This window comes from Stenotrophomonas indicatrix, assembly GCA_041545745.1.
Classification (GTDB): domain Bacteria; phylum Pseudomonadota; class Gammaproteobacteria; order Xanthomonadales; family Xanthomonadaceae; genus Stenotrophomonas; species Stenotrophomonas indicatrix_A.
Window position 1 is genome coordinate 1,785,377 of sequence record CP168152.1, and the last position, 23,688, is coordinate 1,809,064.

A 23,688-nucleotide genomic window follows, 5' to 3' on the forward strand; every position below is an offset into this window, starting at 1 on the left:
CACCGTTGGGGATAGCTGTGCAGAAGAAGAACACGTTGGGCCTGGCAATCAGCCTCTCGTTGCTGGTGACGGCCAGCCCGTCCGTGCTGGCGGCCGAAAACGCTGCCGCTGCCGTGGCAGGGGGGGGCGCCGCAGCGACCGATCTGGACCGCATCGAAGTGCGCGCGCAGCTGGAATCGCAGGTGCGTGCGGTTGACCTCAAGCGCAGCAGCGATGCCATCGAAGACGCCGTGTCCTCCGACGCGCTGGGCCAGTACCCGGACAAGAACGTGGCCGAGTCGCTGCAGCGCCTGCCGGGCATCAGCGTGACCCGCGACCAGGGCGAAGGCCGTTTCGTGGTGGTACGTGGTCTGGATGCCAACCTCAACAGCGTCAGCGTCGACGGCATCGCCATCGGCACCCCGGAAGATTCCAGTCGTGCCGCGCCACTGGATGTGATTCCGTCCGATTCGACCGAGCGCCTGCGCGTGGTCAAGTCGCCCACCCCGGACATGCCGGGCGACGCCATCGGCGGCGCGATCCTGGTCGAGTCGGCCTCGGCCTTCGATCGTGACGGCCGCAGCCTGCGCGGCAAGATCGAAGCCAGCCACCAGCAGCTGTCCGGCGAAACCAGCCCGAAGGCCGCTTTCAATTACAGCGAAGTGTTCAACGACACCTTCGGCGTGGCGCTGGGCGTGAACTACCAGAAGCGCAAGTTCGAATCGGACAACACCGAAGTGGAGTACGACGGCGAAGATGATGCCGCACCGGGCGACGTCACCGCGATCAACCTGCAGCACCGCAAGTATGAGATCGAGCGCAAGCGCATCGGCGCCAATCTCAACCTGGACTGGCGTCCGAACGAGGACAGCAAGTACTACCTGCGTGCGCTGTACAGCCAGTTCGATGATGCCGAAACCCGCCAGCGGGTGATCTTCAACTTCGATGACGCCAAGATGGTGAAGACCGGTACCGACCAGTACCGGTTGGACGGCATGCCGAAGGATTCCATCGACAAGCGCATGCGCTACCGCACCAAGGAAGAGAACACCTTTGCGGCCAGCCTGGGCGGCGAGAACAAGCTGACCAACGCCGTGGTCGATTACAAGGTTGGTTTCACCCGTACCGAAGAGCGGGTGAACGATGAAATGGAGGCGCGCTTCAAGCTCAACGGCAAGGCCTTCAACGGTACGCTGGACCAGAGCAGCCGCCTGCCCAGCTACAGTTTCGACAATCCGCAGTGGCTGGACAACGCGAACTACGCGTTCGACCGCTTCGTGATTTCGCCCAAGCAGGTGAACGACAAGGAGCACAGCGCACAGGTCAACGTGCGCTTCGATGGCGACAGCAGCAGCATCAAGTTCGGCCTGCTGGGGCGCTGGCGCGACCGCGAGGTCAACGTCGACGAAAGCGAACTGCGCGTCGGCCCGAAGGTTGCCCTGTCCAGCTGGACCACCGGCTCCCCGGATCACCGCCACGGCACCCTGGGTGACGGCATGGATTCGGACGCGATGCGCGCGTACTGGGCGGCCAACCGTGGCCAGTTCAGTGCCCGTCCGCAGGATGTCGGCGCCAACGCGATGACCTCGCTGGAAGAGGACTACATCGCCAGTGAAGACATCTTCGCCAGCTACGCCATGGGGACCTGGGATGTCGGTGCGCTGCGCATCATCGGCGGCGTGCGTGTGGAGAACACCCGCTTCAGGGCCGAGGGCAACCAGGTCGATGTGGCTGCCAACGGCCGCAGCTACACCGTAACCCCGCGCGTGGCCAACAGCAGCTACACCAACGTATTGCCGGGCCTGCACCTGCGCTACGACGCGGCCGATGACTGGGTGCTGCGTGCCTCGGCCAACAAGACGGTTTCGCGCCCGTCCTTCGGTGATATCTCGCCGCGCGTAGGCTACAGTCGTGGCGACGAGGAAGTGCGCCTGGGCAACCCGGAGCTGGACCCGTACGAGTCGAAGAACATCGATCTGTCGGTGGAGAAGTACCTGGGCAGCACCGGCATCGTCTCGCTCGGTCTGTTCCACAAGTCCATCAACGGCTATATCGTCGAGACGGTGCGCACCAATGATCCGGCCTACGGTGGTTTCGACGTGACCCAGCCGATCAATGGCCGCAAGGCCACGGTGCGTGGTGCGGAGCTGAACTGGCAGCAGCAGCTGGCCTTCCTGCCCGCCGGCCTGGACGGCCTGCTGGTGGGCGCCAGCGGCACCTGGCTGGATACCGAATTCGACGCGGGCATCGAGGATCGCGCCGGTGAGGACTTCACCCTGCCGCGTGCCTCCAAGCACGTGTACAGCGCCCACATCGGCTACGAAAAGTACGGTCTCAGCACGCGTCTGGCGGCGGTCTACCGCAGCGAGTACCTGGACAGTATCGGCAAGGGCCGTGCGTTCGATATCTACGTGGCGCCCAACACCCAGCTCGACTTCTCGCTGGACTACAAGTTCAACGCGAACGTGAGCGTGTATTTCGAAGCGCAGAACCTGCTGGACAAGCCGTTGGAGCTGTACCAGGGCACGCGCTCGCGCACCCTGCAGATGGAGGAATATGGCCGCACCTACGCCGTAGGCCTGAAGGTGGCGCTGTGATGGCGCGCGGCATGACCCTGATGGCCGCCTCGCTGGCAGCCGTTCTTGCCGCCGGCTGCACGCCGGCAGCGGACAAGGCGCCTGCAGCGGCTGCGGCGACGGGCGCTGTGGCCCCCGTCGAACGCAAGGTGGTGACCATCGCCGAGGCCTTCCTGACCCCGATGACCCCGGCCGACAACATCGATTCGCCCGCCTCCTGGCAGGCACCGGATGGCAAGACCTGGCTGATCGCCACGGCCAAGGCCACCGACAAGCTGGTGGTCTACGACGGCAGCAATGGCCAGCACCTGCGTGACGTCGGCAGCACCGGCACCGGCCTGGGCCAGTTCGATCGTCCCAATGGCATCGCGATGATCGATGACCTGCTGTGGATCGTCGAGCGCGACAATCATCGCGTGCAGGTGCTTTCGCTGCCGGACTTCACTCCGCTGGCCACCTTCGGTGCCGACGACCTGCGCAAGCCCTACGGCCTGTGGGTGGATCGTCGAGCCGATGGCTACAGCGTCTACGTCACCGACTCCTGGGACAACGGCGAGGATGCACAGGGCAAGGACATCCTGCCGCCGCTGGCCGAGCTGGACAAGCGCGTGCGCCAGTACCACGTGACCCGCGACGGTACCAGGGTCCAGGCAACGCTGTCGGCCAGCATCGGTGATACCAGCGAAGCCGGCGCGCTGCGCGTGGTCGAATCGATCTGGGGTGATCCGGCCAATGATCGCCTGCTGATCGCCGAAGAGGACGAAAGCTACGCCAGCGAATTCAAGGTCTACACCCTGGCCGGGCGCTTCACCGGCACCACCTTCGGTCGCGACGTGTTCAAGGCGCAGGCCGAAGGCGTGATGCTGCGCACCTGCGGCAAGGATGGCTGGTGGATCACCACCGAGCAGGGCAAGCAGCGCAGCGTGTTCCATCTGTTCGACCGCCACACGCTGAAGCCGGTGGGCGCGTTCCAGGGCAATACCGTGGCCAACACCGATGGCATCTGGATGATGCAGCAGCCGACACCGCGATTCCCGCACGGTGCGTTGTATGCGGTGCACGATGACCAGGGCGTGGTGGCATTCGATTGGGAGAGCATTGCCAAGCAGTTGGCCCTGCCGCTGGAGTGCGGTTCGTGAGCGCGCGTTCGATGCGCGTGCTCGCGATCGGCTTGTTGTTGGCATTGCCATCGCTGGCGATGGCGGCGGCCGAGCCCAACACCCAGGTGCCGTCGGGCAGCCGTTACTACGCGGCGGCACCGGTGCCGGACCGCATCGTTGCTTCTCCGTCGGTCGACCCCAGCCACGGTTTCGCGGTGGCCTGGCGCACCGATGGCAGCGTGCAGTCGCCGTTGCTGGAGATCGCACTGGCCGACGATTCACCGGCCATCGAAGGCATCCGCCAGGTGCGCGCAACGACCCAGGTGCTGCAGACCGAGAATGGTCTGTCGCATCATCATCGCGCCGACATCGATGGCCTGCAGCCGGACACCCTGTATGTCTATCGCGTGCAGGGCAATGGCAGCTGGAGCGCGTGGAACCAGCTGCGCACGCTGGCCGCTGCCGGCCAGCCACTGACCCTGCTGTATTTCGGTGATACCCAGAACAAGAATGTCAGTCACGTCAGCCGCGTGGTGCGGGCTGCGCAGAAGGCTGCACCAGATGCGCGGATCAGCCTGTTCGCCGGTGACCTGGTCAGTGGTGGTGACAACATGGACGACAGCGAATGGGGCGAATGGTTCGCCGCCACCAGCTGGCTGGCGCAGGAGACACTGGTGGCGCCGGCGATCGGCAACCACGAGTATTTCGAGGAATTCGAGGACACCCCGCAGGAACGTCGCGTGCTGGGCCGTCATTGGCCGATGACCTTCGCCCTGCCAGGCAACGGTGCCAATGCGGCGGCGGGTACCAGCTACTGGTTCGATGCGCAGGGTGTGCGCGTGGCCGTGGTCGATGGCACTTCGGCGCTGGATCTCGGCACCGCCAAGGCGCAGGCGCAGTGGCTGGACAAGGTGCTGGCCGGCAACCGGCAGCCGTGGACGATCGTGCTGCTGCACCAGCCGTTCTATTCACCGCGTGAGGGCCGCGAGAACGCCGCCCTGCGCAAGGTGCTGCTGCCGGTGGTGCGACGCCACAAGGTGGATCTGGTGCTGCAGGGGCATGACCACACCTACGGCCGTCGCGGTGAAGGGCAGGCGGCAACGCCGCAGTACGTGGTGACCGTAGCAGGGCCGAAGCAGTACCGGCTGTCGGACGAAGCACGCAGGACGATGGAACCTGTGGGCGAGGACACCCAACTGTTCCAGGTGTTGCGTATCGATCCGCAGCACCTGCGTTATGAAGCGCGCACGGTCACCGGACGCCTGTACGACGCCTTCGAGCTGAAGCGCGATGACAATGGCGGCAAGCAGCGGGTGGAGCAGCAGGAAGGACGAATTGCCCCGCGTGACTGCGCGCGCGCCCAGACCGCCAAGGGCCGTACCGACCGCTGCTGGGAGTGAGGACAGACCGATGAGCATGCGCCCGCGCATCGTTCCGATGGTCGCTATCGCCGTTGCCCTGCTGCTGATGGGCAGCGTGGTGGCTGCCGCGGATTCGGTTTTGCACCCGTTCCTGGCCGCACCGCTGAAGCAGGCGCCGCTGGAAAGAAAGACGGGCGGGTGATCAGGGAAGGCATGAAGTAGATCCACGCCATGCGTGGATTGAATCTTCCCGTACACCATCCACGCATGGCGTGGATCTACTGCATCGCGTCCAGGAACAGTTCTGCTTCATCCGTGCCGCCCAGCACTGCGGCGACAGCGCGTAGCGCCGCTTCGCGATGGACGGGACGGATCCCGCCATCATCGTCATCGCTGTACAGGTCCTCATCGGCCTCCAGGTAAACGCTGCCGGCGGCCGCCAGCGCGGCCATCAGTGTCGGAAGGTCCGCAACGAAGTCACTGCCCTCCCAATGCCCCGCGCCATGACGGGCGAACAGCACGCGGCCATCGTTGATGTCGAGGATGAGAGGATCGGCGCCACGGTCGGCGATCACCAGCCAGTGCGCTGGCCAGTCGCCGATCGGTTCGCCATCAATGCCATTCCAGCGGTAGCCCGCCTGACAGGCCCACAGGCGCTGCAACGGCGGCAGCCACACCTCTACGCCCGGAATGGTGATGCCGCTGGGGCCTTTTGCAGCGTTGAATACCTCACCGAACGGGCCGACGTGTGCATAGAATCCGGCTAGCACGTCCGGCAACGGGAATGGTCCTTGCCACGCATCAGCGTGTTGCGGTTGCAGGGGGCCGAAGCGGGCAAACGTGGCGCGGAGATCATCCATGACGAGGGCAGGGCGGAGGCGGAAGAGCACGCAGCCTAGCAGAGCCGGTCGCACGCATCGCCTTCACCGCCACTGGCTATCATGGCCGCCCAGCAACAGAGAGGCGGTGCAGGTGTCGGTAGCGTTGGTATGGTTCCGTCGGGACCTGAGGTTGCAGGACAATCCGGCGCTGCAGGCAGCGCTGGAAGCGGGCCACGATGTGGTGCCGGTGTACATCCACGCGCCGCACGAAGAGGGCGAGTGGGCGCCGGGCGCGGCCTCCAATGCGTGGCGCCATCGTTCGCTGGCAGCGCTGGATGCCGACCTGCGTGCACGGGGTTCATCGCTGGTCCTGCGCGCCGGTGACAGCCTGCCGACCCTGCTGGAGCTGGTGCAGCAGACCGGCGCCGAGGCGGTGTACTGGAACCGCAAGTACGAACCGGCGACACAACCGCGTGATGCCGCCATCAAGCGCATGCTGCGCGAGCAGGGTATCGATGCGCAGAGCTGCAACGGCAGCCTGCTGCTCGAGCCCTGGGACATCGCTACCCAGCAAGGGCAGCCCTACAAGGTATTCACTCCGTACTGGCGCAACGTACTCAATCATTGGCGATTGCCGGCCCTGCAGGAGGCGCCGCGCACGTTGGCCGCACACACGGTTGAAGGCCTGGCGCTGGACGCGTTGCAGCTGGCGCCGCCATTGCAGTGGGACTCCGGCTTCTGGGAGCACTGGCAGCCGGGCGAGGCCGGCGCGCTCGAGGCGCTGTCCGTGTTCGAGGAGGGTGCGCTGCGCGGCTATCGCGAGCAGCGCGACCTGCCGGACCGGGTCGGTACCTCGCGGCTGTCGCCGCACCTGCATTTCGGCGAAATCGCCCCGTGGCGCATCGCCCACGCGCTGGAACGCCTGCGCAGTGCTGGCAGCGATGCCGACATCGACGGCTACCTGCGCCAGCTCGGCTGGCGTGATTTCGCCTACCACCTGCTGCACCACTTCCCGAAAACGCCCACGGACAATCTCAATCCGCGTTTCGACCGTTTCCCCTGGGCCAACCCCAGTGCCGCCCAGCTGCACGACTGGCAGCGCGGCAACACCGGCGTGCCCATTGTCGATGCTGGCCTGCGCGAGCTCTGGCATACCGGCTACATGCACAACCGGGTGCGGATGATCGTCGCCAGCTACCTGTGCAAGCACCTGCGCGCGCATTGGCTGCACGGCGCGCACTGGTTCTGGGACACGCTGGTGGATGCGGACCTGGCCAACAACACGATGGGGTGGCAGTGGGTGGCCGGTACCGGTGCCGACGCGGCTCCCTATTTCCGTGTATTCAATCCAGTCACCCAGGCCGAGAAGTTCGATCCACAGGCGCGCTACATCAGTCGCTGGGTACCGGAGCTGGCGGCGCTGCCGGTGAAGGCGCGGTTCGCTCCCTCGCAGCACCCGCAGCTGTTGGCCGAACGCGCGCCCGGGTATCCGCGCACGCCGCTGGTGGACCTGGCGGCAGGTCGGGACGCGGCACTCGCTGCCTACCGCCAGTCGGCAGCGGGGTAAAGCACTGGCTGAGCGGTCCAGACAGCTAGCTGAACACGCCCCTGTCGACCAGTGCGATCATCATGCCGACATCGCGTCCGGCTGTTTATCCTCGTTGCCGCCCGCAAGCCGCCGGCCCGACCGGAAACCAAGGAGAACACCATGATCCGCAACACCACCCGCAACGTCGCACTGGCCCTGATGAGTGCGGCCGTCCTGTCGGCCTGCGCCACCGGCGGCTCCTATGTGCAGAGTGATCCATACGGCAACCCGACCGAGCAGCAGAACCGCACCGGCCGCAACGCCCTGATCGGTACCGCCATCGGCGTGGCCGCGGGCCTGCTGACCGGCGACAGCGCGACCGAGCGTCGCCAGCATGCGCTGATCGGCGCGGGTATCGGTGCACTCAGTGGCGCCGCCGTGGGTCAGTACCAGGATCGCCAGGAGCGCGCGCTGCGCGAGCGCACCGCCAACACCGGCATCGACGTCGAGCGCCAGGGCGACAACATCATGCTGAACCTGCCGGACGGCATCACCTTCGACTTCGGCAAGTCGGCACTGAAGCCGCAGTTCTACGGCTCGCTCAATGGCGTTGCCGGCACCCTGCGTGATTACAACCAGACCATGATCGAAGTGGTCGGCCACACCGACAGCATCGGCAGCGACGCGGTCAACAACCGCCTGTCCAAGGAACGCGCCGATTCGGTGGCGCAGTACCTGATCGGCCAAGGCGTGCAGAGCGTGCGCATCGAGACCCTGGGCGCTGGCAAATCCTATCCGATTGCCGACAACAGCACAGATGCCGGCCGTGCCAAGAACCGCCGCGTCGAGATCCGCGTGATTCCCCTCAAACAATAATGCCCAGCGTTGTTGCTTGAGCCGGCCAGGCCATCGGCCGGAACGAAAATGCCGCCCTTGCAGGCGGCATTTTTGTGGGTGCTGGGCTTGCCCGGCACGCCGATAGCGCATGTGGAGAGCCGTGCCGACCAAGGTCGGCGACTACCAGGAGATTGGAGGCGGCATTGTTGTGGATTACGCCGCCGACGCAGCCACCTTCTCCAGAATCCGCTTGCCGCTGCTCGCCAGCGCCGCTTCTTCCTGTTCCTGCTGCTGCCGCGCCAGCTTCGCACCGGGGCACTGCGCCAGCATGTAGTTGGCGTCGAAGTTGAGCTTCTCCACCAGGAAATCGACGAACGCGCGCACCTTCGGCGAGACCAGGCGGCCACCGGCGAAGACCGCATTGAAATCCACTTCCGGCCCGGTCCAGCCGGCCAGCACGCGGCGCACCATGCCCGACTCGACGAAGGGCTTTGCCATCACGTCACCGGTCAGCAGCAGGCCTTCGCCACACACCAGCGCGCCATTCAGCGCCGACATGTCGTTGGCCGTCATCAGCGGCGTCACCGGGAAGTCGCGCAGCTCGCCACCGTTCTCGCCCAGCTGCCAGGTAAAGCGTGGCGAATTGCCGGTGTGGTACGGCTTGCGCATGGCCAGGATGCGGTGGAACTGCAGCTCTTCCGGATGCAGCGGCTCGCCGTAGCGCTCGATGTAGGCCGGGCTGGCGAACACCTGCGTGCGCAGGCTGCCGAGCTTGCGCGCCACCAGGTTGGAATCGGGCAGGGCACCCACGCGCAGGGCGAGATCGGCCTCACCGGCGATCAGGTCCAGCTTCTCGTTGCCCATGTGCATGTCCAGGCGGATCTCCGGATACTGCGCATGGAACTGGCCCAGCAGCGGCGCGATCCAGGTGATGCCGATCGAATAGGGCACGGTGAAGCGCAGCCAGCCGCGCGGGCCGGACTGCAGCTGGCTGACCGCGCTTTCGGCTTCTTCAAGCTCGCGTGCGATGCGCTGGCAATGCTCGTGATAGATCGAACCGGCTTCGGTGAGGCCGAGGCGGCGCGTGGTCCGGTGCAGCAGGCGCGCACCCAGGCGCGTCTCCAGTTCCTGCACCTTGCGGCTGACCGTGGTCTTGGGCAGGCCGAGCGATTTGGCAGCCGCGATGAAGCTGCCTTGCTCGACCACTTTGACGAAGATCAGCGTCTCGTTGAGATCGTGGGACATGGTCAGGAATCCTGGACGTCGGGGATGGGGCAATCGTGACAGAACGATTGGACCGGGGGCGGGATGATTATTCCCCTTAATCAGGACTAATCAAGTAGGGGTTTGAGGTCTATCGTGGCGCCATTCGCTAATTGGAGCCCGTCCGCCATGAGCCTGCGCAACATTCTTGCCCGCTTCCGGATTGCCGGCCAGAACGCCCTGGACCTGGCGATGACCGTCGAATCCCGCCCTAGTTCCTTGGTACACAAGGACTTTCGTGAGTTTACCGCACCCATGCGTCAGCAGCGTGGCGGTGCCTTGCGCCTTGCTTCGCAGAAGGGGGACCGACTGCGTCGAATCGGGACTATCCCGGATTTGGGAGGAAATGTCCCGTGAATGGGATTCTGACCCCCGAGGTGCTGGTTCTCGGCGGCACCGGTGCCGTCGGCCAGGGTGTAGTCGGCGCATTGCTGGAGGCCGGCAGCCCCGTGCTGGTGGTCGGCCGCGATCCGCGCCGCCTGGCGGCATTGCACGAGCAGTTTGCCGATGAGCCTGGCCTGCAGACGATGCTGGGTTCGCTCAGCGACGACAGCTCGGCACGCGTGCTGGCCGAACGCGTGGCGCAGCGTCCGCGTCCGCTTGCGGCAGTGATCGCGGCAATGGGTGGTCCGTACAACCGCGGTCGTGTGGTCGAGCGCGGCGGTGACGCACTGGCGGCGGCATTGCAGGCTGACCTGATGCCGCATGTGCACGCGGTGCGGCATCTGTTGCCGCTGCTGCAGGACAACGTGCACGCCCGTCGCTACGTGATGATCGGCAGCCCGGCCGGGCTGAAGCCCTGGGCCGGTTATGGCGAGACCTCGATCACCACGGCCGCGCTGCGCATGTACGCGCAGGTGGTGCACCAGGAAGCGCAGGCCGTGGGCGTTCGCGCGCAGATGCTGGAAGTGTGCAGCCCGGTATGCACCCCGGCCAACGCCGCCAACGCCTGCATCGAATGGCCCAGTTCGCTGCTGGTCGGTCGCCGCGTGGTGTCCCTGCTCGATGGTTGCCGCGATAACCGCGCAATCGTCCGTTGCGACAGCAGTGATGCCGAACTGCCGCGCGGGCTGCTGCACCTGGAAATACCGCCGCTGTGGCGCGACACCGCAGGCGTTGCTTGACCTCAGCCTTGGTTGAGGTCGCAGGATACGCCGCCAAAAGTTGATAGCAATTCTCAAATAGCTGTACCACCCCTCCGTACGGATGCATGCCATGACTTCCCCCAACACCACTCCACATCGTTTCCGTCATCGCCTGGCGATGGCTGGCGTGTCGATCCTCGCTGCCGCCGTTCTGGCTGCCTGCAGCGGTGGCCATGCCGAAGAAGCTGGCGCACCGCCGCCGCCGCAGGTCAGCGCTGCCCCCGTGCTGCTCAAGCAGATCAGCCAGTGGGACGAATTCAGCGGTCGCGTCGAGGCCGTACAGAGCGTCGAACTACGCCCGCGCGTGTCCGGCTACATCGACAAGGTCAACTACGTTGAAGGCGAAGAAGTGAAAAAGGGCGCCGTCCTGTTCACCATTGATGCCCGCAGCTACCAGGCCGAGTACGACCGCGCCAACGCCGAACTGGCTCGCGCCCGCACCCAGGCGGTGCTGGCCCGCAGTGAGTCCGAGCGTGCCAAGCGCCTGGCCGAACAGCAGGCGATCTCCACCGAAACGGCCGAACAGCGTCGCGCGGCCGCCGACCAGTCCGGTGCGGCGGTGCAGGCTGCGCAGGCCGCCCTGGATGCAGCCCGCCTCAACCTGGAGTTCACCAAGGTGCGTGCGCCGATCGACGGCCGTGCCGGTCGTGCGATGGTCACCGCCGGCAACCTGGTCACCGCCGGTGACAGCGCCAGCGTGCTGACCACGCTGGTCTCGCTGGACACGGTGTTCGTCTATTTCGATGCCGACGAAAGCACCTTCCTGCGGTACGCGCAGATGGCACGCAAGGGCGAACGCCCGAGCGAGCGCGACAGCGAGCTGCCGGTGAAGGTCGGCCTGTCCGGTGAAGAAGGCTACCCGCACACGGGCAAGGTCGACTTCCTCGACAACCAGGTGACCCGCAGCACCGGCACCATCCGCGTCCGCGCGCTGCTGGACAACGCCGACCGCCAGTTCACCCCGGGCCTGTTCGCCCGCGTGCAGCTGCTCGGCAGCGGTCAGTTCCAGGCCATGCTGATCGACGACAAGGCCGTGCTGACCGACCAGGACCGCAAGTACGTCTACGTGGTCGACAAGGATGGCAAGGCCCAGCGCCGCGACATCCAGCTTGGCCGCACCGCCGAAGGCCTGCGCATCGTCGAGCAGGGTCTGGCCGCCGGTGACAAGGTGATCATCGATGGCGTGCAGAAGGTCTTCATGCCCGGTATGCCGGTGCAGGCGAAGGCGGTGGCGATGCAGCCCACCGCTGCGCCGGCGCCGGGTCGCGATGCAACTGCCGCCCTGAACCACTGATCCGCCGGCTCCTGATCCGCGTCCCCGCTTAGCTGCCGGTGCCAGCGGCAGCCGTCACTGCCTTCACCAGATTGGTGAGGGGCAGGGCGGCTGTTGCCCGCCGACGGCCTTTTCCAGGAATTCTTCCATGGACTTTTCCCGTTTCTTCATCGACAGGCCGATCTTCGCGGCGGTGCTGTCGATCGTGATCTTCGCCGCAGGCCTGATCTCGATTCCGATGCTGCCCATCGGTGAGTACCCCGAAGTGGTGCCGCCGTCGGTGGTCGTACGCACGGTCTATCCGGGCGCCAACCCCAAGGTGATCGCCGAAACCGTAGCCACCCCGCTGGAGGAGGCCATCAACGGCGTTGAGGGCATGATCTACCTCAAGTCGGTGGCCGGCTCTGACGGCGTGCTGCAGATGACCATCACCTTCCGCCCGGGCACCGACCCGGACGAAGCGGCGGTGAAGGTACAGAACCGCGTCGCCCAGGCCCAGGCGCGACTGCCCGAGGACGTCCGCCGGCAAGGCGTGACCACCCAGAAGCAGTCGCCCACCTTCCTGATGGTGGTGCACCTGACCTCGCCCAACGGCAAGTACGACACCCTGTACCTGCGCAACTACGCCCGCCTGCACGTCAAGGATGCGCTGGCACGTATCCAGGGCGTGGGCGACGCGCAGATCTTCGGTGGTGGTGACTACGCGATGCGCGCCTGGCTGGACCCGGACAAGGTTGCCTCGCGTGGCCTGACCGCCAGCGATGTGGTGCGCGCCATGCGCGAGCAGAACGTGCAGGTTTCGGCCGGCCAGCTCGGCGCCGAGCCGATGCCCAACAGCCAGTTCCTGACCCTGATCAACGCCCAGGGTCGCCTGCGCAGCGAGCAGGAGTTCGGCGACATCGTGCTCAAGAGCGGCGCCGACGGTGAAGTGGTGCGGTTGTCGGACGTAGCTCGGGTTGAACTGGGCGCCGGCGATTACACGCTGCGCTCGCAGCTGGATGGCAAGAACGCGGTGGGTATCGGTATCTTCCAGGCCCCCGGCGCCAACGCGCTGGAGATCCGCGACGCGGTGATGGCCAGCATGGACGAGATGCAGAAGACCATGCCGGCCGACGTGAAGTACGAGGCGGTGTATGACACCACCATCTTCGTGCGCGACTCGATCAAGGCAGTGGTCTCCACCCTGCTGGAAGCCATCGCGCTGGTGGTGCTGGTGGTGATCCTGTTCCTGCAGACCTGGCGTGCCTCGATCATCCCGCTCATCGCAGTGCCGGTGTCGATCGTCGGTACGTTCGGCGCGCTGTACCTGCTGGGCTTCTCGATCAACACGCTGAGCCTGTTCGGCCTGGTGCTGGCGATCGGCATCGTGGTCGATGACGCGATCGTGGTGGTGGAAAACGTTGAACGCAACATCGAAGAAGGCCTGACCCCGCTGGCCGCTGCGCATCAGGCGATGCGCGAAGTGTCCGGGCCGATCATCGCCATCGCGCTGGTGCTGTGTGCAGTGTTCGTGCCGATGGCGTTCCTGTCGGGCGTCACCGGTCAGTTCTACAAGCAGTTCGCGGTCACCATCGCCATTTCCACGGTGATCTCGGCGATCAACTCGCTGACCCTGTCGCCGGCCCTGGCTGCCCGCCTGCTGAAGCCGCATGGCGCGCCGAAGGATGCCCCGACCCGCATCATCGACCGTCTGTTCGGCTGGGTGTTCCGTCCGTTCAACCGCTTCTTCAAGTCCAGCTCGGAAAAGTACGAGCGTGGCGTGTCGAAGATCCTTGGCCGTCGTGGTGCGGTGTTCGTGGTGTACGCGGTGCTGCTGGTGGGTACCGGCTTCATCTTCAAGCTGGTGCCGCCGGGCTTCATTCCGACCCAGGACAAGCTGTACCTGATCGCCGGTGTGAAGCTGCCGGAGGGTTCGTCGATCGCGCGTACCGATGAAATGCTGCGCAAGGTCGCCAAGATCGCCCAGGAAACCGACGGTGTGGCCCACACCATCTCGTTCCCGGGTCTGAATGCCCTGCAGTTCACCAACACGCCCAACACCGGTGTTGCGTTCATTCCGCTCAAGCCGTTCAGCGAGCGCCATGGCCGTACCGCGGCACAGATCAATGCGGAGATCAACCAGAAGATCGCAGGCCTGCAGGAAGGGTTTGCCTTCGCCATGATGCCGCCGCCGATCCTCGGCCTCGGTAACGGCAACGGCTACCAGATGTTCATCCAGGACCGTGGCAACCTCGGCTATGGCGCGTTGCAGAATGCGGTGCAGTCGATGCAGGGTGCGGTTGCGCAGACCCCGGGCATGGCCTTCCCGATCACCAGCTACCAGGCCAACGTGCCGCAGCTGGATGCCGAGGTGGACCGTGTCAAGGCAAAGGCCCAGGGCGTACAGCTGACCGAGTTGTTCGACACGCTGCAGACCTACCTGGGTTCTGCCTACGTCAACGACTTCAACCAGTTCGGGCGTACCTGGCAGGTGATCGCACAGGCCGATGGCCAGTTCCGTGACAGCGTCGAGGACATCGGCAAGCTGCGGACCCGCAACGATCGTGGCGAGATGGTGCCGATCGGCTCGATGGTCACCGTCAAGGAAACCTACGGTCCTGACCCGGTGCTGCGCTTCAACGGCTACCCGGCCGCTGACCTGGCCGGTGAAGCCGACCCGCGTGTGCTGTCCTCGGCCGAAGCGATGAACAACCTCACCGCCATCGCCGCCAAGGTGCTGCCGGTCGGCATGGCTACCGAATGGACCGACCTGAGCTACCAGCAGGCGACCCAGGGCAAGGCTGCCTTCATCGTGTTCCCGGTAGCGATCATGCTGGCGTTCCTGGTGCTGGCCGCGCTGTACGAAAGCTGGTCGCTGCCGCTGGCGGTGATCCTGATCGTACCGATGACCCTGCTGTCCGCGCTGTTCGGCGTGTGGATGACCGGCGGCGACAACAACGTGTTCGTGCAGGTCGGCCTGGTGGTGCTGATGGGCCTGGCGTGCAAGAACGCGATCCTGATCGTCGAGTTCGCCAGAGAGCTGGAGATGGGCGGCAAGGGCATCGTCGAAGCGGCTCTGGAAGCGTGCCGCCTGCGTCTGCGCCCGATCGTCATGACCTCCATCGCCTTCATCGCCGGCACCGTGCCGCTGGTGCTGTCGCATGGCGCTGGCGCCGAAGTGCGCTCGGTGACCGGTATCACTGTGTTTGCCGGCATGCTGGGCGTGACCCTGTTCGGCCTGTTCCTGACCCCGGTGTTCTACGTGGCACTGCGCAAGTTCGTCACCCGCAACGGTGGTGGCCAGCTGGTGCAGCACGGCGAGCCGACCATCCACCACTGACATGGAAAACAGCGGCGCCGGCAACCACCGGCGCCCGCTTCCCCCTACCAAGGCAATGAATCCATGAACACCCATCAGAACAAGATCGCGCTGGTCACCGGCGCAACCCGCGGCATCGGTCTGGAAACCGTGCGCCAGCTGGCGCAGGCCGGCGTGCATACGCTGCTGGCCGGTCGCAAGCGCGAGACCGCTGTCGAACTGGCACTGAAGCTGCAGGCCGAGGGCCTGCCGGTGGAGGCGCTGCAGCTGGACGTCAACGATGGCGCCAGCATCGCCGAGGCGGTCGAGCAGGTGCGCCAGCGCCATGGTCGTCTGGACATCCTGGTCAACAACGCCGGCATCATGATCGAGAACCCGGCGCAGCTGCCTTCGGAGCAGTCGCTGGATACCTGGCGCCGCACCTTCGACACCAACGTGTACGCGCTGGTGGCGGTGACCCAGGCCTTCCTGCCGCTTATCAAGCAGGCCAAGTCCGGCCGCATCGTCAACGTCTCCAGCATGCTCGGCTCGCAGACCCTGCATGCCGACCCGACCTCGGGCATCTACGACTTCAAGGTCCCGGCCTACAACGCGTCCAAGGCCGCAGTGAACAGCTGGACCTTGGCCCTGGCCCATGAGCTGCGCAGCACGCCGATCAAAGTCAACACCGTGCACCCCGGCTACGTGAAAACCGATATGAACGGTGGCAACGGCGAGATCGAAATCGCCGAGGGCGCACGCTCCAGCGTGCAGATGTCGCTGATCGGCGAGTCCGGCGCCAGCGGCAGCTTCACCTACCTGGGCGAGGTGCTGCCATGGTGATCCGCACCCTGGCGATGGCCGTCTCCAGCCTGGTGCTGGCGGGCTGTGTCAGCGTCGGCCCCAACTACAAAGCACCGGTGCAGGAGCCCGTCGTCCTGCAGGGCGCGCAGCAGCCGGTCTTCAGCACCACCTCGCCGGTGGCCAGCTGGTGGGCGCAGTTCGATGATCCGGTGCTTGAAGAACTGGTGCACGGCGCGCTGTCGGACAACCTGGACCTGCGCGTGGCTGTCGCCCGTGTCAGCCAGGCCCGTGCAGTGTTCGTCGAGAGCCGCTTCGACCAGGCGCCACACGTTACCGCTGGCGGCAGCTACGATCGCCGCAAGCAACCCGATCCGCAGCTGGGTGGGCAGCGGGTGTTCAGTGAAAGCTACCAGCTCGGCTTCGATGCGGGCTGGGAGCTGGATCTGTTCGGCCGCAAACGCCGTGCTGCAGAGGCCGCGCGTGCCGACCTGGACGCAGAGCAGGCCAACCTCGCTGACGCGCAGGTGCTGATCGCTGCCGAAGTGGCACGCAACTACTTTGAGTTGCGTGGCACGCAGAAGCGCATCGCGGTGGCCCAGCGCACCCTGGTCAACCTGCGCGATACGCAGAGGCTGACCGAGGCACGCTGGGAACTGGGTGCCGGCAGCGAGCTGGACGTGCAGAGCAGTCGCGCACGGTTGAAGGCCATCGAGGCCGATATCCCGCTGCTGGAAGTGGCCGAGACGCAGTCGCGCAACCGGCTCGCCGTGCTGCTTGGGCAGCGCCCGGAAGTGCTGACCGCCATGCTGGCACCGCACGAGGTGCCGGCGTTTGCCAAGGCATTGCCGCTGGGCGATACCCGCGAACTGCTGCGTCAGCGTGCCGACGTGCGGGTCGCCGAACGTCGCCTGGCTGCCGCCACCGCGCGTGTCGGCGTAGCCACGGCCGATCTGTTCCCGCGGCTGTCGCTGTCCGGTTTCGTCGGCTTCCTCGGTGGCGATGCCAGTGGCCTGGTCAACGGCAACAACAAGGCTTGGTCGCTGACTCCGTCGCTGAGCTGGGCGGCATTCGACTTCGGTACGGTCAAGGCACGCCTGCGTGCCAGCAAGGCCGAGGCCGAGGGCGTGGCCGCGCAATACGAACAGGCCGTGCTGCTGGCGCTGGAAGACACCGAAAACGCGCTGACCCGCTATTCCAAACAGCAGGCGCGGCTGGCCATCGTGGTCGAGCAGGCGCAGGCGGCACGACGTGCCGAATCGCTGGCGCAGATCCGCTATCGCGAGGGCTCGGAAGACTTCCTGACCCTGCTTGACGCGCAGCGCACGCAGTTGGTGGCCGATGATGCACTGGCGGCTGCCGAATCGGAGGTCAATGTCAGCGTGGTGGGCGTGTACAAGGCGCTGGGTGGCTGGGGACAGTCACCGCAGGCACCGAGCGTGGCCCAGGCGCGCTGATCTACAGGGGACGGGAGCATCTGCTTCCGTCCCCCTTTTTCGCTATGGCCAGAGGTTGGCCGGGACATCGTGACCGCGCATGCGCACGATGCAGAAACGATGGCCGGTGGGCGCTTCCATCACCCACCAGCGTTTTACGAAACCGACATGGCGGGCGCCGAGTTTTTCCAGCCTTTCGGCCTCGGCGTTGATGTCATCGCTTTCGATATCCAGATGCACCCGTGACGGGTGATCGACCCGCTGCACCTCCACGTTCAATCCCGCCGGCGCACCTATCAGGTCGGCGTACTCTGCGTCGCCTTCGGCACGGGCAGGCTCAGCCACCAGGCCCAGTGCTGCGGCCCAGAAGCGGGCGCTGTCTGCGGCAGGCGTATCCTGGCAATCGATGATGAACCCGGCCAGTCGGCTGCGATGGGCCATGTGCCGTCTCCGCTCAATGAGAGTGCCGGTAGGGTAGCGCGTGCGTTGCCGCACGCGTTCTCGCCGCCATGACGTTTCTGACTCTGCCGGAAGTCCCGCCCACCGTGTAACTAGTGGGGAAACTACGGGAGGACAGGGACATGAGCGAACAGAATCAATCTGCCCAACGGACGCTGCTCGGTGATCCTGGCTTGCCGGGGGCCGGGCTGTCGGTGGCCGTGGTGGTGCTGCTGGTGCTGGCGGCGATGGCTGCGGTGATCGGTTTCCTGCGGCTGCCCGATTCCATGCTGGGAGGCGGCCTTGTCGGCATTGCGGTGTTCCTCGCCGTCGGCGCACGCATCTGCCAGGCGCGCGACCAGCACCAGGCGCTGTACCGCCTGCTGGGCAAGCGACCCCCGCTGTAGCGAGGGCCGCCGTAGTGCTCAGGGCTTCGGCCAGTCCAGCTCAACAACCAGCGGGAAGTGGTCGGAGGGCAGCACGCCGTCAATGCGGCGGTCATCGGTGAAGAAGCTGCGCGCGTGGAAGCCGCGCACCAGCACCCAGTCCAGCTCGGCGGTCGCCGTGCCGGTGAAGTTGTGGAAGGTCAGGCGCGGACCCTGCGGCGACTTGACCTGGCGTCGGGTGTCCTGCAGCACCCGGGTGAAGGCCTGGTAGGTGCCGCCGCCGGGCTCGCTGTTGAAGTCGCCGGTAAGCACCACCGGCAGATCGGAAGGCAATGCGGCCACGCGCGTGGCGATCAGTTCGGCGCCCTTGATCCGCCGCGGTTCGTCTTCGTCGCGGTAGGGCAGGTGGGTGTTCATGAAGTAGAAGCGACGGCCATCATCCAGGCGTCGGAACACTGCCCAGGTGACCATGCGCGGGAACAGGTTGCCCCAGCTGATGCTGCCCGCAACGTCAGGTGTATCGGACAGCCAGAAGTTGCCGGACTGCTCCACCGCCAGCACCTTGCTGTCGTAGAACACGCCCATGTGCTCGTCGCCGCTGCCGCCGCGGCGGCCCTCACCGAACCAGCGATAGCCGGGCAGGTGCTCGGCCAGGTAGTTGGCCTGCTCCAGCACCAGTTCCTGGGTGCCGATCACCGCCGGGTGCGCCTGCTGGATCACCTTGACCATGGCATCGCGGCGGTCTTGCCAGCGCTTGCCAGGGTCGGTGTCGGCGGGGGTGCGTACGTTGAATGACATGACTTTCAACGGCGCGGGTGAGGCTGCCCAGGTCACGGCGGGCAGTGCAAAAGCCAAGAGTGCGCAGAGCGCGGACGTTCGGAAGCGAGACAACATCGTGGAATCCCTCCATTCCATGAAAGCGGTTTCATGGAGGATGCCATGGAAGGCCAGGGCAGCGGTATGCCGGGATGGGCGGCTGCAAGGGCCGGGCGGACGGCGTGCGACCGCCCGGCAGATGCCACTGGGCGATCAGGGGTCGTACATCATCCCGTTCTCGTCGCGGTTGTAGTGGTCGCTGGCCACGCGGGTGCCATCGTCGTAGACCACATACAGCGTGCAACGCTGGTGGATGCCGAAGCCGGCACGGAAGGGCACGCACTCTTCCTGCAGGCCGACCTCTTCGGCGGCATTTGCCGGCGCTGAAGGCACCAGCGTGGCAACCGCCAGCACGGCACCGAATGAACACGCGAACAGTTTCCTGTGCAGCATCATTGAACACGCTCCTTGTTGTCGTGGGTGCTGCCAGACGCTATTGATGCAATGACTGCCGGCCGCCGCTGGCAACAGCGTGCCGGCGCCACACCTGCAGCAGAACACAGGTGCGGTCCTGTGTAGCACGCAGCCTGCGCCGGCAGGAAGTGCCTGTCCTCTCAGTGACCGGCCAACGCATCCAGCAGGGTGCGCGCAGCCAGCTTGCCCAGCGCATTGCCCGCCAGCGGGCTGTCGCCGGTCAACAGCAGGCGGTCCTGCATCACGCTGCCATCGATGCCCTCGTTGACGATCTGCACGCCCTGTTGGGCCAGGCGCTCACCGAAGAACCAAGGTAGTTGACCCGGCATGTAGCCGATATCCGGGGTCTGCCGGTCCATCGCATCGGGGAAGGCGCAGATGCGGTAACCCCGGAACAGCGAGCTGCCATCGGCTTCGTCCACGCCAGCTGCCAGCAAGGCGGCGGGGCCATGGCAGAGGGTGATGATGTGGCGTTGATTGTCCATCGCCCACTGCAGGGTGGCCTTCACTGCACGGCTTTCCGGCAGGCCGATCAATGCACCATGACCACCGGGAATGAACACCGCAGCATAGTCCGAACCGGCATCGAGCGCGGCCGCCACGTCGTCCAGCTGCAGAGGCTGGCGGAAGCGGGACTCGTAGCGCTCGTACAGGCGGCCGATCTTGCGGTCCTCGCGTGGGAATGCCCACCATTCGAATTTCACCGGGTTGCCGGACAGCGTGACCACGTCGATCCCGAAACCGGCCTTGTCCAGATGGTACATCGGCAGCAGCGTCTCCACCGGATGGTTGCCGGTGGAGAACAGATGGCCATTGGCGGTAGGCAGATACCGTTCGTCAGCGGCGATCATCAACACTTTCCAGCGTCCGTCACTGCGTGCGTCTGGATAGTCCGCACCGGACAGGTTGCTCGTTGCCGAAGTGAACTGGGACAACGAATACGGCGACGGGAAAAACGCATCGCGCTCGGCCGGATCGGGGCTGGGCTGGCGGCTGGGCTCTGAGGTGTTCATGCGGATCTCCTGCGGAAGAGAGTGGTCAGCTTAGCCAGAGCGATGCGCAGGAACGATGAGGGTTTTCCCTCAATAGGACCGCCAGTTGGCAGATGCCAGTCCCATCAGCGTGGGACTGGCGGTGTCGATCCGTTGTTTCACCGGGATACTGGATCGACCGGAGTGCGCAGTCAGTATGGCGTGTTACATCCGGTGGAATTTTTCAGGCACCGGGATAGTGCGCCGTAACACCAGATCTCGCTTTTGCCTTGCGACAGGCAGATCTGGTAACCGCGCTAGCACTCATCGCATGGGGTCGGCTCGGCCGCGACAGCGTTCAATCCGAACACCAGCGCCACGGCACCGATAGCAACAGACAGCCTGAACATCCTCTTCATGCGTGTTCTCCGTTGTAGCCCGAATGGGCAGCTGCAACGCTACAGACCGCAGTCCGTTCATTCAATGCGGCACGTTGCCGCCATGGGGACGAACTCCACTTCCCGCACCCGAATATGGGCAAGCGCGGGCCACGGTTGCTGGACTTCGTGTATTACTTCGCCGGCAGCGGATGAGCCGCCATGTCCTCATGCAGGATGCGGCGAAGCTCGACGATGGCCGGCGTGGCTTCCTGCACGCTATGGCCGGACACGATCACCTTTTCCGAGACGGCATTGGGCAGGTGCGAACTCCAGTACGGGACCAGTCCATCATCGGTCTTTTCCAGCGGACCTTCTGCCTGGGTACGGGCAATGATCGAGTGGTAGCGCACCTTCGGCGATATCGGTAGATCGGCCACGGCCTTGACGAAGGCATCGTCCTTGTCCAGGTTCTGGATGCTGTTCATCTGGTAGCCGTGCTTGTCATCGTTGCGCTCGACCTTGCCGTCGTTTGCCAACGTTGCAACGTCCTCCAGCACGGTCAGCGGCAGCCGCACGAAGCGGCCCAGCCAGCGTCCCAGACGCGTGCCGGCAACATCGGTGCCGCGATGCGGGGTAGCGATGAACACCACCCGTGAAATTTCCGGTTCCGGTTGGAACGTCAGCACCGGCGCGCCTTTCGTTCGCAGCAGTTCGCGCTGCGCCGGGGTCATCTGCGCGGTTTCCAGCAGGGTGTCGACCAGATGGTCGCCGGAGGAGGACACCATCAGTCGCGAAATCACGCCGCCCATGCTGTGGGCGACCACCACCATGTTGTGCGATGCGAGGGCTTGGCCGCTCGGATCAAAGCGCTGCAGTGCCTCGTGCAGGATCCGCCGGATCTCATCGTGGCTGAGCGCGATCGGCATGTTGGTCGGGTAGTAGAACTGCCAGATCTGGAAATCGCCGCGGATCTCATCGTCGCGCATCAGCTCGTTGGCCACGTTGACCCACGCTTCCGGGCTGCTGGCCAGTCCATGGATCATCAGCAGCACACGGCGGTTCGGATCGTACGGCTGCATCATGAACAGATGCGGCTTGTCGATGCCGCCCTTGCCGCCGAACAACGAACGCAGCGATTGCCGGCTGAAGTTGGAGCGGGCCAGCCACAGCGCATAGCCTGCGGTGAAGTTCGCCGCAAGCGGTACCTGCTCGCCGTGCAGCTCCACCACCGCCACCTGGTAGGGGTCGTGGATCTCCAGTTGCGGTTCGTCATCGTGTAGCACTTCCCACAGGTTTTTGCCCGAGAAGCGCAGCAGCACGGTCATTGACGGCGACGGCATCTCGCTCCAGTCACGCTCGGCCGCCGGTGCGGTGCCTGCGGCGGCCGCCGCCAGCCCGGTGCTGGCCGGGTCGGCCATCACCGCCACCAACTCGGCACCGAAGCCATCGCGGCGATGCACGCTGCGCAGGGTGCCGGTGAAGGACATCGATGCAGCCGGTACCAGTTCGATCGGTTCGCGCGTGTCCGCTGCCGCGCCATCGTCGGCGGGCGCCAGTACAAAGGTCCAGCGGCCCAGCTGGAACCGCCCGTTGTCGTTGCGCACCTGCTTGCTCGAATAGGCCTCGAACAGCAGCACGGCGGATTCCTGCACGGCCAGGTTGTAGTAGTCGCGCACCTGCGTCTGGCGGTCTTCGAAGCCACGCTGGTTGGCGGTGCGTTCGGTGAAGAACAGATATGCATAGGATTGCCGCGCGATCTGCATCCACGCATCCAGGCGCGGTTGGAAGGTCGGGTCGGGCTGAATGGTCGCGGTCTTGCTGCGCGCAGCCGACGCTGACTCGCGCTTCGGCGCCGGCATCGTCATCGCGTACTGCACCCATAGTTCGGCCAGCGACGAGCGCTTGTCTTCCTCGCGGACGACGATGCTGGCTTCCATCGCTTCGATGCACGGCAGGCCCGGCTTGGCGCAGGCGCCTTCGTCCAGGCCTGCCACGCGCAGGGTCTCCATCGTGGCCGCGCTGAGCTTGCCGCTGGTGAGGATGTCACCGCGCTTGAGCGCGATGTACTGGCCCGGTGTGACCGTGCCCACCTGCACCGATGGGCCGAACTGGCGCAGCGTCGCGCATCCGCTGAGGGTCAGCAGGGCAATGAGGACGAAGGTGGTGTGGCCGATGAAACCGATGCCTGTTCTTGCCATGTGGACTCCCTGCGCTGGCGCCACTCTAGCGGCAGGCGTGTCAACGCGGAAGCAGGGCTCGGATGGGGCATCGCTGGCCGAAGTGCGGCTCCGGCATCGGCGTGTGACACTGGTTCGGACATCCGATGCCGGAACGGCCGATGCGATTGCTGGAAACCCGTATTCCCCCACCCCTTGTAATGCTGCTGTGCGGTCTGCTCGGTCTCGGCATCAGCCGCTGGCTGCCCGCAGCGGAATTGCCCACGCCATGGTGGGCTGCGGCGGCGGTGATGGCCGCAGGGCTGGTGATGAACCTGTTGCCCAAGTTGGCGTTCCAGCGTGCGGGTACCACGGTCAATCCGCTGCGACCGGCGTCATCGACCGCGCTGATCACCACAGGGGTCTATCGCCATACGCGCAACCCCATGTATCTGGGGCAAGCGGCGTTCCTGCTCGGAGGCATGCTGTATCTGCAGAACCTCCCGGCACTCGCAGTGGTGCCGATGTTTGTCCTGTACATCACGCGCTTTCAGATCCATCCGGAAGAACGTGTTCTCGGCGAACGTTTCGGCGCCCGGTACACCGCGTTCCGGCAGCAGGTCCGGCGTTGGCTGTAGCGCCCGGGCCGGCTCTTCAGTCGATCATCGGT

General features: G+C 65.5%; 21 protein-coding genes. 14 read left to right on the forward strand and 7 right to left on the reverse strand.

Annotated elements, in window-relative coordinates; translation table 11 throughout:
- Positions 1-17 precede the first annotated feature (17 nt).
- The 4 genes from ACEF39_RS08325 to ACEF39_RS08340 are packed head-to-tail and all read left to right on the forward strand — an operon-like array spanning position 18 to position 5,218.
- Positions 18-2,576 carry a TonB-dependent receptor gene (locus ACEF39_RS08325; RefSeq protein ID WP_500287601.1) on the forward strand — a complete coding sequence of 853 codons (2,559 nt, stop codon included), beginning with the start codon at positions 18-20 and terminating at the stop codon, positions 2,574-2,576.
- Positions 2,576-3,694 carry a phytase gene (locus ACEF39_RS08330; protein ID WP_500287602.1) on the forward strand — a complete coding sequence of 373 codons (1,119 nt, stop codon included), beginning with the start codon at positions 2,576-2,578 and terminating at the stop codon, positions 3,692-3,694. The genes ACEF39_RS08325 and ACEF39_RS08330 overlap by 1 nt, the downstream gene beginning before the upstream one ends.
- Positions 3,695-3,705: 11 nt before the next feature.
- Positions 3,706-5,055: a purple acid phosphatase family protein gene (locus tag ACEF39_RS08335; RefSeq protein ID WP_500287996.1), complete on the forward strand. Its 1,350-nt coding sequence runs from the start codon at positions 3,706-3,708 to the stop codon at positions 5,053-5,055.
- A 10-nt stretch (positions 5,056-5,065) separates the two neighbouring features.
- A complete protein-coding gene (locus ACEF39_RS08340) occupies positions 5,066-5,218 on the forward strand; it encodes a hypothetical protein (RefSeq protein ID WP_500287603.1) in 153 nt (50 codons plus the stop codon).
- Between the two features lie 76 nt (positions 5,219-5,294).
- Here ACEF39_RS08340 and ACEF39_RS08345 read toward each other — a convergent pair whose 3' ends face one another.
- Positions 5,295-5,786, reverse strand: coding sequence for a hypothetical protein (locus ACEF39_RS08345; RefSeq protein ID WP_500287997.1), 492 nt, complete (start codon positions 5,784-5,786; stop codon positions 5,295-5,297).
- Between the two features lie 202 nt (positions 5,787-5,988).
- Between ACEF39_RS08345 and ACEF39_RS08350 the strand changes: the two genes are divergently transcribed.
- Positions 5,989-7,404: a cryptochrome/photolyase family protein gene (locus ACEF39_RS08350; RefSeq protein WP_500287604.1), complete on the forward strand. Its 1,416-nt coding sequence runs from the start codon at positions 5,989-5,991 to the stop codon at positions 7,402-7,404.
- A 141-nt stretch (positions 7,405-7,545) separates the two neighbouring features.
- The gene (locus ACEF39_RS08355; RefSeq protein WP_089240401.1) at positions 7,546-8,241 is read left to right on the forward strand and encodes a YiaD family glycine zipper/OmpA-like lipoprotein; all 696 of its coding nucleotides are present in this window, start codon (positions 7,546-7,548) and stop codon (positions 8,239-8,241) included.
- Between the two features lie 174 nt (positions 8,242-8,415).
- Here ACEF39_RS08355 and ACEF39_RS08360 read toward each other — a convergent pair whose 3' ends face one another.
- Positions 8,416-9,447, reverse strand: coding sequence for a LysR family transcriptional regulator (locus tag ACEF39_RS08360; protein ID WP_025878839.1), 1,032 nt, complete (start codon positions 9,445-9,447; stop codon positions 8,416-8,418).
- Positions 9,448-9,594: 147 nt separating this feature from the next.
- On the opposite strand from ACEF39_RS08360, the gene ACEF39_RS08365 reads away from it, so the two are divergent.
- The 6 genes from ACEF39_RS08365 (at position 9,595) to ACEF39_RS08390 (ending at position 17,418) form a co-directional block, all read left to right on the forward strand.
- Positions 9,595-9,822, forward strand: a complete 228-nt coding sequence (locus ACEF39_RS08365; protein ID WP_100552199.1) for a hypothetical protein — start codon at positions 9,595-9,597, stop codon at positions 9,820-9,822.
- Positions 9,819-10,589 (forward strand): SDR family NAD(P)-dependent oxidoreductase, encoded by a 771-nt coding sequence (locus ACEF39_RS08370; protein WP_089240405.1) that lies wholly within the window; start codon positions 9,819-9,821, stop codon positions 10,587-10,589. Before ACEF39_RS08365 ends, ACEF39_RS08370 begins: the two co-directional genes overlap by 4 nt.
- A 91-nt stretch (positions 10,590-10,680) precedes the next feature.
- Complete coding sequence (locus tag ACEF39_RS08375; protein ID WP_100464915.1) at positions 10,681-11,904, forward strand: efflux RND transporter periplasmic adaptor subunit; 1,224 nt, start codon at positions 10,681-10,683, stop codon at positions 11,902-11,904.
- A gap of 127 nt (positions 11,905-12,031) precedes the next feature.
- The gene (locus ACEF39_RS08380) at positions 12,032-15,202 is read left to right on the forward strand and encodes an efflux RND transporter permease subunit (RefSeq protein WP_089240410.1); all 3,171 of its coding nucleotides are present in this window, start codon (positions 12,032-12,034) and stop codon (positions 15,200-15,202) included.
- A gap of 63 nt (positions 15,203-15,265) precedes the next feature.
- Complete coding sequence (locus ACEF39_RS08385) at positions 15,266-16,003, forward strand: SDR family oxidoreductase (protein ID WP_500287605.1); 738 nt, start codon at positions 15,266-15,268, stop codon at positions 16,001-16,003.
- Positions 15,997-17,418, forward strand: coding sequence for an efflux transporter outer membrane subunit (locus ACEF39_RS08390; RefSeq protein WP_025878845.1), 1,422 nt, complete (start codon positions 15,997-15,999; stop codon positions 17,416-17,418). The genes ACEF39_RS08385 and ACEF39_RS08390 overlap by 7 nt, the downstream gene beginning before the upstream one ends.
- A 42-nt stretch (positions 17,419-17,460) precedes the next feature.
- Here the strand turns inward: ACEF39_RS08390 and ACEF39_RS08395 are convergent, their stop codons facing one another.
- Entirely contained in the window at positions 17,461-17,838 is a 378-nt protein-coding gene (locus ACEF39_RS08395) for a VOC family protein (RefSeq protein WP_500287606.1), read from the reverse strand.
- Positions 17,839-17,978: 140 nt separating this feature from the next.
- Here ACEF39_RS08395 and ACEF39_RS08400 point away from each other — a divergent pair, with 140 nt between their 5' ends.
- Positions 17,979-18,242 carry a hypothetical protein gene (locus ACEF39_RS08400; protein WP_500287607.1) on the forward strand — a complete coding sequence of 88 codons (264 nt, stop codon included), beginning with the start codon at positions 17,979-17,981 and terminating at the stop codon, positions 18,240-18,242.
- Positions 18,243-18,260: 18 nt separating this feature from the next.
- Here ACEF39_RS08400 and ACEF39_RS08405 read toward each other — a convergent pair whose 3' ends face one another.
- The 4 genes from ACEF39_RS08405 to ACEF39_RS08420 all read right to left on the reverse strand — a co-directional run bounded on the left by ACEF39_RS08405 (position 18,261) and on the right by ACEF39_RS08420 (position 23,060).
- Entirely contained in the window at positions 18,261-19,115 is an 855-nt protein-coding gene (locus tag ACEF39_RS08405; RefSeq protein ID WP_500287608.1) for an endonuclease/exonuclease/phosphatase family protein, read from the reverse strand.
- A gap of 135 nt (positions 19,116-19,250) precedes the next feature.
- Entirely contained in the window at positions 19,251-19,493 is a 243-nt protein-coding gene (locus ACEF39_RS08410; RefSeq protein ID WP_500287609.1) for a hypothetical protein, read from the reverse strand.
- A gap of 158 nt (positions 19,494-19,651) precedes the next feature.
- Positions 19,652-20,524, reverse strand: a complete 873-nt coding sequence (gene hchA / locus ACEF39_RS08415; protein WP_500287610.1) for a glyoxalase III HchA — start codon at positions 20,522-20,524, stop codon at positions 19,652-19,654.
- Positions 20,525-21,053: 529 nt separating this feature from the next.
- Positions 21,054-23,060 (reverse strand): esterase/lipase family protein, encoded by a 2,007-nt coding sequence (locus tag ACEF39_RS08420; RefSeq protein ID WP_500287611.1) that lies wholly within the window; start codon positions 23,058-23,060, stop codon positions 21,054-21,056.
- A 140-nt stretch (positions 23,061-23,200) separates the two neighbouring features.
- On the opposite strand from ACEF39_RS08420, the gene ACEF39_RS08425 reads away from it, so the two are divergent.
- The gene (locus tag ACEF39_RS08425; protein ID WP_500287612.1) at positions 23,201-23,656 is read left to right on the forward strand and encodes a methyltransferase family protein; all 456 of its coding nucleotides are present in this window, start codon (positions 23,201-23,203) and stop codon (positions 23,654-23,656) included.
- Positions 23,657-23,688: the final 32 nt, after the last annotated feature.